The organism is Paenibacillus sp. J31R98 (assembly GCF_056269245.1).
Genome location: NZ_JBWDNO010000002.1, coordinates 752175 through 765880, shown reverse-complemented (window position 1 = coordinate 765880; position 13706 = coordinate 752175). Strand labels below are relative to the sequence as shown.

16 protein-coding genes, 1 tRNA gene and 1 pseudogene are annotated in these 13706 nt (G+C 48.5%); 10 read left to right on the top strand and 8 right to left on the bottom strand.

The genetic code is table 11. The features are described from left to right. Positions 1-31: 31 nt before the first annotated feature. Entirely contained in the window at positions 32-148 is a 117-nt protein-coding gene (locus tag AC0YNX_RS12170; RefSeq protein WP_475816237.1) for an excalibur calcium-binding domain-containing protein, read from the bottom strand. A gap of 96 nt (positions 149-244) precedes the next feature. Continuing rightward, positions 245-919, bottom strand: a pseudogene (locus AC0YNX_RS12165) (stalk domain-containing protein); the annotation flags it as partial. A gap of 366 nt (positions 920-1285) precedes the next feature. On the opposite strand from AC0YNX_RS12165, the gene AC0YNX_RS12160 reads away from it, so the two are divergent. From AC0YNX_RS12160 to AC0YNX_RS12150, 3 genes are all read left to right on the top strand, one after another. Further along, on the top strand, positions 1286-1924 hold the full coding sequence (locus AC0YNX_RS12160) for an N-acetyltransferase family protein (RefSeq protein WP_475815932.1): 639 nt from the start codon (positions 1286-1288) through the stop codon (positions 1922-1924). Positions 1925-2004: 80 nt separating this feature from the next. After that, the gene (locus tag AC0YNX_RS12155; protein WP_475815931.1) at positions 2005-3228 is read left to right on the top strand and encodes an MFS transporter; all 1224 of its coding nucleotides are present in this window, start codon (positions 2005-2007) and stop codon (positions 3226-3228) included. Between the two features lie 286 nt (positions 3229-3514). Beyond that, on the top strand, positions 3515-4168 hold the full coding sequence (locus AC0YNX_RS12150) for a pentapeptide repeat-containing protein (RefSeq protein WP_475815930.1): 654 nt from the start codon (positions 3515-3517) through the stop codon (positions 4166-4168). Positions 4169-4426: 258 nt separating this feature from the next. Here the strand turns inward: AC0YNX_RS12150 and AC0YNX_RS12145 are convergent, their stop codons facing one another. Together AC0YNX_RS12145 and AC0YNX_RS12140 are read right to left on the bottom strand one after the other, a co-directional pair. After that, positions 4427-4681, bottom strand: a complete 255-nt coding sequence (locus AC0YNX_RS12145) for a helix-turn-helix domain-containing protein (protein WP_475815929.1) — start codon at positions 4679-4681, stop codon at positions 4427-4429. 147 nt (positions 4682-4828) lie between these two features. Beyond that, positions 4829-4904 (bottom strand) — tRNA-Val (locus tag AC0YNX_RS12140). Between the two features lie 146 nt (positions 4905-5050). Between AC0YNX_RS12140 and AC0YNX_RS12135 the strand changes: the two genes are divergently transcribed. Together AC0YNX_RS12135 and AC0YNX_RS12130 are read left to right on the top strand one after the other, a co-directional pair. Continuing rightward, positions 5051-5218 (top strand): hypothetical protein, encoded by a 168-nt coding sequence (locus AC0YNX_RS12135; RefSeq protein WP_475815928.1) that lies wholly within the window; start codon positions 5051-5053, stop codon positions 5216-5218. Positions 5219-5629: 411 nt separating this feature from the next. After that, positions 5630-5899, top strand: a complete 270-nt coding sequence (locus tag AC0YNX_RS12130) for a DUF3892 domain-containing protein (protein WP_475815927.1) — start codon at positions 5630-5632, stop codon at positions 5897-5899. Between the two features lie 50 nt (positions 5900-5949). On the opposite strand, the gene AC0YNX_RS12125 is transcribed toward AC0YNX_RS12130, so the two are convergent. After that, positions 5950-6663: an MBL fold metallo-hydrolase gene (locus AC0YNX_RS12125; protein WP_475816236.1), complete on the bottom strand. Its 714-nt coding sequence runs from the start codon at positions 6661-6663 to the stop codon at positions 5950-5952. A 120-nt stretch (positions 6664-6783) separates the two neighbouring features. Here AC0YNX_RS12125 and AC0YNX_RS12120 point away from each other — a divergent pair, with 120 nt between their 5' ends. The 3 genes from AC0YNX_RS12120 (at position 6784) to AC0YNX_RS12110 (ending at position 8179) form a co-directional block, all read left to right on the top strand. After that, positions 6784-7029 carry a hypothetical protein gene (locus AC0YNX_RS12120; protein WP_475815926.1) on the top strand — a complete coding sequence of 82 codons (246 nt, stop codon included), beginning with the start codon at positions 6784-6786 and terminating at the stop codon, positions 7027-7029. Positions 7030-7191: 162 nt separating this feature from the next. Further along, complete coding sequence (locus AC0YNX_RS12115) at positions 7192-7755, top strand: stalk domain-containing protein (RefSeq protein WP_475815925.1); 564 nt, start codon at positions 7192-7194, stop codon at positions 7753-7755. Between the two features lie 121 nt (positions 7756-7876). Continuing rightward, entirely contained in the window at positions 7877-8179 is a 303-nt protein-coding gene (locus AC0YNX_RS12110; RefSeq protein ID WP_126015829.1) for a DUF1292 domain-containing protein, read from the top strand. Between the two features lie 50 nt (positions 8180-8229). On the opposite strand, the gene AC0YNX_RS12105 is transcribed toward AC0YNX_RS12110, so the two are convergent. Continuing rightward, entirely contained in the window at positions 8230-8649 is a 420-nt protein-coding gene (locus AC0YNX_RS12105) for a DUF1885 family protein (RefSeq protein ID WP_475815924.1), read from the bottom strand. Between the two features lie 146 nt (positions 8650-8795). Further along, positions 8796-10262: an aminotransferase class I/II-fold pyridoxal phosphate-dependent enzyme gene (locus AC0YNX_RS12100; RefSeq protein ID WP_475815923.1), complete on the bottom strand. Its 1467-nt coding sequence runs from the start codon at positions 10260-10262 to the stop codon at positions 8796-8798. A 145-nt stretch (positions 10263-10407) separates the two neighbouring features. Between AC0YNX_RS12100 and AC0YNX_RS12095 the strand changes: the two genes are divergently transcribed. Both AC0YNX_RS12095 and AC0YNX_RS12090 read left to right on the top strand, forming a co-directional pair. Next, the gene (locus AC0YNX_RS12095) at positions 10408-11676 is read left to right on the top strand and encodes an MFS transporter (protein ID WP_475815922.1); all 1269 of its coding nucleotides are present in this window, start codon (positions 10408-10410) and stop codon (positions 11674-11676) included. A gap of 18 nt (positions 11677-11694) precedes the next feature. Then, positions 11695-12891: an MFS transporter gene (locus AC0YNX_RS12090; RefSeq protein ID WP_475815921.1), complete on the top strand. Its 1197-nt coding sequence runs from the start codon at positions 11695-11697 to the stop codon at positions 12889-12891. 88 nt (positions 12892-12979) lie between these two features. On the opposite strand, the gene AC0YNX_RS12085 is transcribed toward AC0YNX_RS12090, so the two are convergent. Then, positions 12980-13651: a TetR/AcrR family transcriptional regulator gene (locus AC0YNX_RS12085; protein WP_475815920.1), complete on the bottom strand. Its 672-nt coding sequence runs from the start codon at positions 13649-13651 to the stop codon at positions 12980-12982. Between the last annotated feature and the right edge of the window lie 55 nt (positions 13652-13706).

The following is a 13706-nucleotide window of genomic DNA, read 5'->3' as shown; positions in this document are numbered from 1 at the left end:
CTTGTGGGAAGCCTCGTAGTGGGGTACACAATCACTCGCAAGCGAGCCCGTCATGATCTCGGTCGAGGTTACTGCTATAACCCGGCTGGCCTTGACGAAGCGGAGCTTTGCCAGCTGCTCTTACGGCAGCGCAGTTTTTGTAAAACACATTGCTAGGTTTAGTAGCTGGTTTCGGTGTCGTTGTTGGTTTTGGCGTCGGCTTCGGAATCGGTTTTGCCGGAGAAGAGGTAACCGTATTCGTATCTATAATAATCAGTACACGTGTACCGTCAGGGAAACTATGCATGCGATTGCCAACCCATGAGCCTGCACCGCGATTGTCCGAAGACTTGACGTATGCAATATCCGCTCCGGTTCCACCTTCGGTACACATTGCCATTGGGAATTCATCGCGATCGTAGCCGTCCTTCGTGGGGATGCCGCTGAGTGACTCTTCCCGGTTATGATCAGCTCCTCCTCGATCAATGGTGCAGATTGGAGATTCACCTCGACTCAATGCACTTTTGATATGAGCCGAAGTTTGGGGATAACGGGCCGCTGGGAAGTAGATGACCTTACTATGAGCTTGGTTATTAATGTATACCGCTCTTATTGTGGCATCCCAGGTCACGTATTGCTTAAGGAGTTCACCTGCTGCTCGTACAGGTACATACGTAGTGCTATTGATTACTTTTGGCGTGGTGCTCGCTTGTTTCCCGTTTACAATTAATTTTAAAGCATGATTCGTGGACTTCGGGTTCGACTGATTCTTATCATTAATGTAGACGGTTTTCGTCGCTGCTTCCCAGGACACAGTCTTCTTGAGTAATTCACCTGCGGCTCGTACGGGAACAAAGGTAGCGCCGCTGATTATCTTCGGGGACGTCGTGGCTTGATTACCATTCACGAATAATCGAATCGCCGTACTCGTCGCCTGCATAATTAGGGGCTGATCCACAGTTTCGATAATCCGCTTCGTTGAGACCGAATTTGGCTGACTGATGTGATTAGGTGCTTCTTGTGACTTGTGCAGACAACCGCTCAATGCAGTGGACATTGCCGCTAGAAGGATGATTTTCATTAGCATGGTTGGAATAGCACTCCTTTGACTATCGTTGCAAGCATAGCCTTCTCATGCCAAGAATCGATTATGTTAGGTTTACTTGGAAGATTAGTCCCAATACTGATTCAAATTTCCAGAAAGGGACAACGGGTGCGAAAGCTCGATAGACTAAGATTTGATATGGGCGTATATAATCCAGTATGCTGCGGCGGAAAAGCTGCCAAACGAGGAGCGATCGATCGTATGAATATAGCTGAGCTGAAGAGATTTATTCTTTCCATAGAGATTAAAGCTTTGGAGAAAGCGATCGTTGATGGCGAGAGTATGAGTGTATTCTCCAATCTGATCCGAGATCGGATCGATAGCCTGAAGCAGGAAGTGATGTGGATTCAACAGTCTGACGATGGTGAGCAGATATCACAGCCTAAATTGACTGATCTGGAAATCCGGCGAGCAGTCGCTGACGACGTTTGGGCGTTACGCGATGTCTATCGCCGAGCATCGCTGACAAACGTAGCCGACCACGACCTAATCGCCGCCCATCCCGAGTGGCTTGTGTGGGATGACGCGTTGCTGCCGTTTGTGCATGTTGCTGTTGCCGGGGCGCGAGTTGTTGGCTTCGCAACAGCTCGTCCGGTCGATGACTTCCTCGAGCTAGAGGATTTGTTTACTGATCCTGAGTGTATGCGCCAAGGTGTTGCAAGTGCGTTAATCGCCGATATTGCGAATCTCGGATTGCGTATCGAGGTGTCCGCCAATCATGCGAGAGCATTCTATGAATCAGCGGGATTCGTCGTTATTGGAACAGTGGGCTCCATTGGCGGACCCTTGCTGCGAATGCATCGTGATGTTTCTGATGGTTCGGGTGCAAGGCCGAAATAATTATTTTCCTCTACAGGAATTTTGACAATGAAATGGAATGTTTCAATGACAAGATCAATTCCTAGAGAGGGATACTAACCATGGGAGCAAATAAAGGAAGCTCAGATTCGCGCTGGTCTGTCATTATCGCTTATGCCGCACTTGCGGCTGTCACGCAGATGCTATGGGTCACGTTTACCCCTGTCACGACCGATACTGCTGATCATTGGGGCGTCTCTGTCGATGCCGTGGGATGGTTATCTCTCGTTTTTCCTCTAATTTATGTCCTGTTATCTATACCGTTTGGTTTCGCGGCAGATCGTAGTTTCCGAGGCGCGCTAGCTTGGGGAGCGGGACTTACCGTGGTTGGGGCGTTAATTCGGGTTGTGCCCGGATATGACTATTCACTGGTCGGACAGATCGCGATTGCGGCAGGGCAGCCCTTAGTGCTGAATGCGGTTAACAAAATGGCTACGCTCTATGCGGCACCAGCGAAGCGTCCGATAGCAATTGCTACCGGCACGGCGAGTCTGTTCGTCGGCGTTATGATCTCCAACGTGACGGTGCCTTTCCTGATGGAATGGGGCGGACTTCCTGCCGTACTTTGGACACAGGCTCTGATTAGTGCATTCGCTTGTGTGGCGCTGCTGCTTGCGCTTCGGCATTCACCTCTCTATGTGGTGGCGGCGGGGGATGAAGCACCCGCAACTATGCTTTGCACGATTAGGGAGATTTGGACGCAGCGGTGGGTACGCTTGTTTAGCCTGCTTCTGTTTGCTGGCTTTGGGATTTTCATTACGCTGGCGACATGGCTTGAAGTGCTCGCAGATGCAATCGGGTTCAACTCGGTGCAGGTCGGAACGGGGCTAGGGCTCATGACTGCGGCTGGCATTATCGGTGCAGCGATCCTGCCGGACTTCGCCATGCGCGGGTATCGGGCAAGGCGTATCCTCGCGCTATCGCTCGCGGTTAGCATCGTGCTGCTCGTATTCCTCGCGACAGGCTTGCCAACCTGGTTGTTTATGACTCTGCTTCCATTGGCAGGGTTGCTTCTACTGGCTGACTTGCCCATTGTCCTGTCATTCGCAGAGGCCAAAGCAGAACCGCGAACTGCTGGCGCAGTAACGGGATTGCTGCTGCTGTTCGGTAATTTGGGCGGCATCGTATTGTCGCTGCTCGTGCAGCTGCTTCTGGATGAGAGGGTGCTAGCTATCGGCGCGCTCGTGGTGGTCACGGTTATTATTATGCCGTTTGCTCTTCGATTTCCCGGGCTTCCGGGAAGGACGTTGCCTTCGGAGACAGATGAGTATGGGGTGAAGGGCTGATTAATAGAGGGAATATAAATATGGTATAAACATCCATATTGGAATCAGGAAGGTCGACAGTGAACTTTATAAAACTTAATAGATATTATCAATCTGAGGCTCGACAGCTACCGCTGTCGGGCTTTTTTTGCACTTATTGATACCTAAAGGGCAGTTTTGTTGTGGTATTTAAAATCAAAGTCTCAGTAGAAGTGTTCATATATATGCAGATCCATGTCTTTCATATACAATAAGAACCAGTGTTCTATTTTTGAGGTCTAGCCAAGATCAAAGGGAGATTTCGCACATGAATAATAAGAAAAAAAACATGAAATTAGAGAGCCCTAAAATATTTCTAAGTGAACTACCTGTAGTTAAGCTGCTTGAAATACAATCCAATGATTTTTTCGAAATGGGAATGATTACCGACTGTGTGGTTGAAAATCAAGAGGCTAATAAAGTTACTTTTGATAAAGTCATCTTTAAAAATGTAACATTTACAGAAACAACCTTAACAGGAGTTGAACTTACAGATGTTATATTTGAAAAATGTGATCTGTCTAATGTGAATTTTAGCGATGCCATCATCCATAGAACAGAATTCAAGGAATGTAAAATGATTGGCATTAATTTAGCAAGTGTAACACTTAGGAATGTTTTATTTGATAGTTGTATAGCCGACTATGCAACATTTAGATTTGCAAACACAAAGCAAGTTATTATACAAGATAGTTTTCTGTGCAAAACGGATTTTAGTTCTTCTAAATTACAAAAAATTGAGTTGTATCGTACCAATATAGATCAGGCTCAATTTTCAGGTACAGAGTTAAACGGAATTGATTTAAGTGATTGTGAGTTTAATGGATTAGGTGTGGATGTGAATCATTTGCAAGGTTGCACTATTTCTCGTGAACAAGCTTATATATTTGCAAAAATATTTGGACTCATTGTTAAAGAATGAGTTATAAAATAATCAGAAATTGCTTATTAGGACTACAAGGGGAACAACAAAGAGCGGCATATTCGAATTGGAACACGGTGAAGAATTTATTGAAGAGATCGTTTGACTATGGACTAAAGATTGCACCTGACCTAGTTAAGTTGACAGATGCGTACTACAAAGCAAAAGCGTAAAAAAAAGAAGCCTCAGGATAACCCCTGACGGCTCTTTTTTATGGATGTTTTCGATTTGTTTTTACTCGCATAGCTTAAAAATCAGTCAACTTCGAGGCGGCAATAAGTTATTCCAGAAGTCTGAAATCCGTTGCTCACTTCTAATTACAGCATCAGGAGAATACTGCTCACGATAAAGTCTTTCAAGGTCTAATTTTGCAATGTAGTATTTACCCTTAATTTTTTGGTGGGGAATCATATTGTGACGGCAGAAAGTACGTACATTTTCCACATTATCACCTAGATATTCAGCGGCTTCATTAGCCGTGAAATAGAGCTTCATGACATTACTTTCATTCAACGTTTGGATGCACCTTTCTGCGAGCAATAAAAGATTTGCAACAAATTTGCAACAAGCCCTCTAAAAAGCCGCTGTACTATTACTTTAAAAAACCCTGTATCAAAAGAAAAACTCCAGCATTTCTGCGGAGTTTCGACGTTTAAATTATGGTGATCTGGACAGGGTTCGAACCTGTGACCCCTACCCTGTCAAGATAGTGCTCTCCCAGCTGAGCTACCAGATCATGTGAAGTACTTCGTTAGTGACAAGTAATAATATAGCAAACGCCAAAAAAGATGTCAACCACTTTTCACAAAAAATTAGTCTAAATCGACAGAGGGCCGCATAAGGTGTACCCAAGAGGTTATCCTTGGGGAGGCGGATTGTCTAGTGGCGGAAGCTGCTCATTTATTTATATGGTTGGTTGGTTTGTTTGGTATCGTCGGTGCGGTTTGCTTATGTGTAGCCAAGATGGTCATCAATGATACGATGGCCTACGATGAAGCCTTTGTATGGAAGAGGAAGCTGCCTCCAGAAGCGAAAGCAACCAGACGGTAAATGAGGAAATGTTTGCTGAGTTAGCTTCACGGGTATACTAATCCCATCTCACCTTTCGGGAGTGGTATACGTGAAGACAATCTTGCTGTGCAGCACCGTTCTAATCCTGTTCGTGTGCACAGGTTGCTTGAACAAACAGTCAGAAATCGTCATGCCGAGTTCGACCTCTGTTTTTAGCGACGTTTATGATTCATCCGATAAAGGAAGAGTAATTGGGCCTCCGTCAGGCAGAATAGAAACGGGCCGAATGAAGCCTCCATTACGTGAAGATAACACGCCTTAATATCCGGCGATGCTCGAACAGGGCATCCCGGATTTTTTTATTGTATCCGCTGCATACAGCAGCTCCGCATAATTAAGCGCCTAATTAGCCATCCTACAAGAATATCTTGCCAAAAAGGAGGAATCCCCATGTACATGAGAATGCCGGAGCAATCCGGAGAAGCAGCTGGCGAGCAGCGAGAGACAATCGTTGCGGTGCAGAAGAATGGCGATGGTGATCTCACCTCGTTCCAAACATCTGCAGGACGTGTGTTGAATTATGAGGAGGCACTTGCGGAAGCAGAGAGCGGCGCGATTGCCGGCGTAAACACGTTCAAAGGCAAAGATGGCGATACGTATATCCGAGGCAATGCCGACGGTGACCCATCGAATAACCTCGATCAACTGCCAAACTTCTAAAATAAGCGATAATAAGAAAAGCCCGCTCATCAGCGGGCTTTTTGCTATTCTCACAATGTATAGCGAACATGCTGTTCGACGAAGCGCATCATACCAGCTTTGTCCTCGTAGTCAGGCTTAATATCTTCATAGTGCATGAGCCAGACCCGTTCTTTAATATGAACTGGAAGCGAAGAGAGTTCATCTAATGTCGTATGAACGACACCTGGCGGCCGCAGTTGGCAATCATGGAAGATCGTCTTACAGCCTCGATCAACAAGCTGTTGCAGCAGCTCGGGGTTGAACTTCAGATCGGCTGAGTAGAAGAACGACTCGTTAATGAAGTAAGAATAGCTGATTTTGTTCGGGATATGGTCGGTTTGAATCGGCTCGACAGCAAAGCCTGGCAGAAGCTCATTGTTGATTCCAGGTACTATCGGTCTCACTTCAAAATACTCATCAAGCGACCCGCCCTCATCCTGCAGCAGTCCGCCCTTCAATGAACTTTCCCAGAGCGGCGTTACAAGCGCCTCAGGTATGAACAACAGCGGTTTTCTCTTATAAATAAACTTCATCTGGAAAGCCAGCTCTTCCAAGCCGCCGATATGGTCAGCATGGATATGGCTTATGAGAATCGCATCAATGTCATTGATTGATTTGCCCAGCTTGTGCATAGACAACAACGCCGTGTTGCCGCAATCAAGCAGAAGGGTATGCTGCTCCGTATAGATCAGCGCATTGGTGTTGAAGTACAACTTCGCAAACGCATTGCCCGTGCCGAGCATTTGGATATCCAAGAGGTTGTCCTCCTATATGCGGGTAGGTTACTTACAAATTTATCACTTCTTTATGAAAATGGAAAGGAAAACCTTGGTCAAGCACATAGGCGTATCCGCCCACATACGATGGCTATGAACGGATTGTTAAGATGGGCAGGTGCGGATAACATGGCCGGTAAAGGAAAAGCATCAAAGAAGAAGAAGAAAAGCGCTTCGGACCGCAAACAAACGGTACTGAAGCTCGTCTTGTCTGACACATGCAGCGTGTGCAAAACGCCATGTGCGAGAGGGATGCGCTACTACGAGAGCATGAAGCAGCCAGGTGCTGTGGGCAAGGGTGTACCCTGCATTTTGACTCGGACGTACGTATAGGGAGCGGGGGAATAGCCCCCCTGATTATTTCCCGGGCAAGCGCAGTTTTCGCCATAGTTTGACAAGATATGGTAAGGAAAAAATGTTTTCAATTGGCGCAACTTTGGACGACTTGGTGAGTATAACCATACATCCAGATTAACGGACGGAGGGTTTGCAGCCATGAAGTTCAGAAGGCTTCTCATTATGACGCTTGTCCTGTCGCTGTGGGGAGGAACGATGCTCTTTGCGGATTCGGTTTCTCAGAAAGTGCGTGTTATCGTGAATGGCAGCGAGCTTGACGATGCGGGTATTTTCACAGATGGCAAGACTTATTTATCGGCAAGGCAAGTTGCGAGCACGCTTCAAGCGCTCGTCAATTGGGATGACAACGCGAAGAAGGTAACGATCTATAAGCCGAACGTTCATATGTTCCTATTCCAGGACTCGAACATCTTCGGCAACGTAACGAAGGGCAACAAAATTACGTTTAAAGTATTCGCTCAGATCGATAACTTAATGACAGACATCTCAGCAGTGAAGGTGACCATTGCAGATCCAGGGGGCGATGAGCAGACGATTCAATCGAAGAGCGTCTCTGTCGACAAGGATAACTTCTGGTACCGGACGGACGACTATACCTATACGTTCGATAAAGCAGGCAAGTATACGATTCACTTCTATATGAAATTAGCCGGCACCGACGATTGGAAGGTTGTCTCAGAGAAAACGATCACAGCCAAATAATACGAAATGATCAAAAGCGCTGCAGCCTCTAAGGTTTGCGGCGCTTTCGTTTGACCCTGAGGATGCTTACATGTTACGATACGAAATGAATAAATCAAGAATGGAAATGAGGTTACTTTCAATGAGCGATCACGTACATGATGAGAATTGCAACCATGATCATGACCACGAAGAGCACGTATTCCTAGTCACTGACGAGGAAGGCGTCGAGCGTGAAATGGTGATGGTATTTACGTTTGAATCCGAAGACCAAGTATACTCCGTATTGTTGGACCGCAACGATCCGGAGGCTGACGGAATTATTTTCCGTATTGAAGAAGAAGACGGCGAAGCATTCCTTGTTGGTATCGAAGACGATACCGAGTGGGAGCGCGTAACGAAGCTATACGAAGAAATCGCGCAGCGCGAGAACGAACAAGCGTAAGTATAGCATGAACAAAGAAACTCCGAAGCCCTAGCGGCCTCGGAGTTTTCTTATTTGCGCGGATTATAGTAAATGGTGCGTCCGTTAAACATTTTTAATTCGGCCCCCAGATGCTTGGCAAAATATTTGCACAGCTCATTAGCCTTCGACTTGTCGCCATGAGTCGCAGAGTCGGGAAGCACCACTTGGACATGCGAGATCTCCCTATCGCCAGCGCTCTCAGTGCCAACACCGAACAAGATATAATTGTATTGCGGAGTCGTTCCTTTCAAGTAAAACCACCGATTCTCCTCGCCAGGCTTCGTCTCAATGGTATAAGGAAATGCGGCGTCGGTATAATCCCAGCCCAATTGCTGGCCGGTAAGCGAGGTTTGTTCCTTGTAACGGCCGAGCCGTTCCTTCACATCGTTAAGGCTGAGCTGATCCACGGCAGAACCTTGCACAAATTTAATGTAAGCGCTTTGACTCATTATGCCCACCTCCTTCCACATCATAGCATTATCGCTGCAAGATTGACAATAACCGCCAGTTCTAATAGGGAGCGGACAAAAAGAAAGCCCCGGCCGTTCCTTCGTGAGAAAGAGAGCAGGGGCAAACGTTGATGCTGCTATAGAGATTAGGAAATCGCTTCTTCCTCTACGATGACCTTCACAAATTGAATGCTGCGGTCTTCCGGACCTTTAACCGGCAGGCCGACTTCGACGTGATCGACGATATAGTCGATGTTCGTCTGGGAAATAACCTCGCCCGGGAGCAGAATCGGAATGCCCGGCGGGTAGACGTAGATGAATTCGGCGATGATCCGACCAGCCGATTCCTTGAACGGCACGACTTCCGTCTCGGCATAGAATGCCTCGCGCGGCGTGAGCGATAGATGTGGAATCTCTGGAATCTTGACGATCAATTCATTCGCTTCATTCACTTTATGCTGTTCTGCCAGGTCGCGAAGCGCATGCAGCAGCGTGCCGACTGAATCAGACGTATCGCCCGGTGTGACAAGGGCGAGGATGTTGTACATATCGCTCATCTCAACTTCAATGTTGTGATGGTCGCGCAGCCAGTTCTCCGTCTCATATCCGGTGATGCCGAGATGACGGACGTGAATCGTGAGCTTCGTCGGATCGTAATCATACGTCGCTTCGCCGCCGAGAATTTCTTCGCCGATACAGTAAAGGCCCGGCACTTTGTTAATCTCGGTACGTGCATGCTGCGCAAGCTCAATCGCTTTCTCAGCAATCTCATGGCCGTTAATCGCCAAGTTGCGGCGAGTTGTGTCCAAGGAAGCGAGCAAGATGTAAGAAGTTGAAGTAGACGTCAACATACTCATGATCGTCTGCACGCGATGTTGATTAATACGACCGCTGCGTACGTTCAGTACCGAGCTCTGCGTCATCGAACCGCCAAGCTTATGCACGCTCGTTGCCGCCATGTCTGCGCCTGCTTGCATCGCCGACATAGGAAGCTTCTCATGGAAGTGAATGAGCACGCCATGCGCTTCGTCCACGAGAACCGGAATATCGTAGCTGTGGACGAGATCGACGATTTCTTTCAAGTCTGCGCAGATGCCGTAATACGTCGGGTTAATGACGAGCACCGCTTTCGCGTCATGGTGACGGTCAAGCGCGCGTTTGACGGACTTTGTCGTGATGCCATGATCGATACCGAGATTGGAATCGCGGGCAGGAGAGATGAACACGGGACGGGCACCAGCGAAAATAATCGCGGACATGACCGATTTGTGAACATTCCGCGGCACAATGATTTTATCGCCCGGATTGCAGACCGACATAATCATCGTAATGATGGCGCCGCTTGTTCCTTGTACGGAAAAAAAGGTATAATCAGCTCCGAAAGCATCGGCTGCCAATTTTTGGGCGTCTTCGATAACGCCAGTCGGCTGATGCAAATCGTCGAGCGGCGCAATATTTATAAGGTCGATGGACAACGCGTTGTCACCGATAAATTCGCGGAATTCGGCATCGCTTCCTAGACCTTTTTTATGTCCGGGAATGTGGAACTGAACAGGGTTATTAGCCGCATGTTTGCGCAGTGCGCTGAACAGCGGGGTCCGGGTATGATCCATTAGCATTCATCCCAGCCTTTCGTGATTAATGTGTTTACAAACAAAGCCCAGTATAGCAAAACTAGGGGGGATTGCAAGTAACTTTTTTGCTTAGAATAATTGAACGTAAGTCATAATGCAAAGCAAGCAGGGAAGGGGAACAAGTATGAGTATCGCTAAAGGCTGGGCAGGGAAAAAAGTATTATCGTCACCATTTGTCGTCCAGCTGCTCATTATTATGTATTTGGTTGAATTCGTGAAAGGGGCTCTGCTCGTCTCGATTCTTCCTGTTTATATGAGGCAAGAGCTCGATCTGTCCGCCTATGCGGTCGGTTGGGCGCTCGCGCTTCAATATATAGGCGATAACGCGTTCCGCAGCCCGCTTGGCTGGGTCATCGACCGGATCGGTTACCGCTATGTGATGTTGTTCGGCGTATTGTTCACGACCTTGTCGGTTGTCATTGTCTCGTTCACGAGCGGTCTTGGCTGGGTTGTCGTCGCTTGCCTGCTGCTTGGAGTCGGTACTTCTCCGCTATGGCCATGCGTAATCAATGGCGCGACTACCGTAGCTGGCAACGAATCCAGCGGTACGATCATGAGCGTCGTCTACATGGCATGGCTCACGGGCGTTGGCTGCGGACCGATCGTGATTAATTTCTTCATCGTACATACCTATACGCCTGCCTTTCGAATATTGCTTGTCATGATGGTTGTCGTTGTCCTTGTCGCATGGTTTCTGCCGGGCAGGAAGCAGTCGATGGCGCTTGAGAATCGGGACGAAGCCCCGATTGCCGCTTCATCTGAGCTCGCGGAAGAGAAGCATCTGCCTTGGATGGTGCGTGTTCGCCGCTATTTCGCAAGAGTAAGTAAGTCGCTGCATGCGAGCAAGCTGCTCTATCCGGCGATGTTCATGCAGAACTTCGCGTTAGGGCTGTTGACACCGGTGTTGACCCAATTTGCACGGACTGTGCTTCATCTCACGCCGCAGCAGTACAGCTTATATCTGATCTGTAGCGGCGCGGTCATCGTGCTTGGTCTAATTCCTGTCGGAAAATGGGTCGATAAATTCGGGACCAAATGGTTCTTGCATGTTGGTTTTCTAACTGCTGCCGTATCGTTGACGGTTTTAGGTTATACACGGAATTTGCCGCTCGTTATGGTTATTATCGCCTTCGTTGGACTTGGCTACGCCTGCATTATTCCAGCTTGGAACGCGTTAATCGCCCAGGCGATACCGAAGGCGGAGCGTGGTGCAGTCTGGGGCTTCTTCCTGACCATTGAAGGGCTTGGAACGGTATTCGGCAGCATCATGTCTGGCAAGCTATGGGATATGATGGGCCCGCATGCTCCTTTTCTCGTCAGCGGTGTCGATCTGCTGCTCTTGTTTGTTCTTCATTTGTTCATAACAAGACATAAGGCAGTTGTGGTACGATGATGGAGTGGAGGGAACAAAATGAACAAAGACAAACGACTTGGCGTCGTAATGCTGATGCTAATCACGACCTTTATTGGGTTTGGGATTATTATTCCAGTTTTGCCAGAGCTTATTAAAAAAGCAAGTCCGGGAGCGGTTGAGTTCCATACGGGCATGATGTTATCGATCTATTCTGCGGTCGCGTTCGTGCTGTCTCCGTTCTGGGGCGGACTGTCGGACCGTATCGGCCGTCGTCCAGTCATTCTAATCGGTGTGCTCGGTTTCGCTGCGAGCTTCTTGTTGTTCGGGATTGCAGACGGCAGCCTTCCAATAATGTATGCATCTCGCATCTTAGGCGGCCTGTTCTCAGGAGCCGTAACTTCCGTAATTGTCGCATATGTAGCAGATATAACACCGCCCGACCAACGGACAAGGGGCATGGGACTTGTCGGCATGTCGATCGGCCTTGGCTTCACAATCGGCCCCGGCTTCGGCGGACTATTAAGTCTCGTATCGCAGAATACACCGTTCTTCGCGGCAGCTGCGCTAGCACTCATTACGTTTCTGATTGCTGTGACGAAGATGCCGGAATCGCTATCTCCGGAGATGAGAGCAGCGGCAGCTACCGAGAAGAAGCCGTCCCGCTGGAAGGCGTTCACCGGCTCGCTTAAATACTTGTATGTCCTAGCATTAATCGTTTCGGTCTCACTTGCTGGCCTCGAAGCGACGCTGCAATTGTTCGGCATGAAGCGCTTCGATGTAACTCCGCTTCAAGTCGGCGTTATGTTCCTTGTCTGCGGACTTGTTGGAGCACTTATCCAGGGCGGCGTCGTTCGCAGACGCATTCGCAAAGGACAAGAGCCGATGTATATCGCGGTTGGCCTGATCATCTCGGCCATCGGCTTCCTGCTTCTCGTAACAGCTCACAGCTTGACGACGGCAACGATCTACCTTGCGATCTTCGGCATCGGGAACGCGCTCATCCGTCCATGCGTGACATCCTTGATTACGCAGAAGACGACGGTTGGACAAGGTGTTGCCTCTGGGCTTAGCTCTTCAATGGACAGCCTTGGCCGGATCATAGGTCCGCTCGTGGGAGCTTCCTTGTTCTCAATGGACATTACGCTACCTTACGTGGCAGGCGGCTTGCTCTCGCTAGCCGGAATCGCGCTGCTGTTGCGCTTCCGCATGCTGGACAATTCGCCTTTGCATAAGGCGAGAACGATATCGGAATAAACCACCAATCAAAAACACCTGAATCAACAGGCGCTCAAGTGGCGTTTCTGCTGATTCAGGTGTTTTGTTGTTTTGCGCTATATTGCTTCTAGCTTGAATAACCAAGCCCGCGCATAATGAACTTGATTGTCTCTTCGCGCTCTTGTGCATCGTCCCACACGGCATCTTCACGTTCGCCATAGATGGTGCGGACGGCGATATAGCCCATAATGGTGGAGATGCACAGCCTGATGATTGTCATCGAAGGCAGGTCAACCATTTGCCCTTGTGCTTGGAATTTGACGACGATCTTCTCGAGACGCTCGAGCACCTTCGCGAGAATATCCTTCTGAAGATGTACTCTCAGCTCCGGATGGAACGGTATTTCCTGCAGGAGAATCTTCAGAATGCTGCGATGCTTCTCGATAAACTCAATCCGATTCTCAATCATGGCCCGCAGCACAGCGTCGAAACTATCGTAGTTCGAATCGAACACTTTGCCGAAGCCGCGAATGACGAACGGTGCAATGAGCTTTGTCATCGCAGGTGCTACGATGGAGAGGAGCAGCTCCTTCTTCGTCTTATAATGGCGGAAGATCGTGCCTTCGGCGACTCCCGCGCGCTGCGCGATCTCGCTTGTTGAAGAGGCGGCGTAGCCTTTCTCGGCAAACACCTCAATTGCAGATGCCAAGATCTTCGCCTGTTTCTCTGTCATTTTCTCGCTAGCCGATTCACTCTTCAGCAGCTCTTCCATCCATTGCTCCATCGTTTCAGTCATCATCTCTCAACTCCTCTAAACCCGGTTCCCAATACTAGCCACGATCATACCATATGCG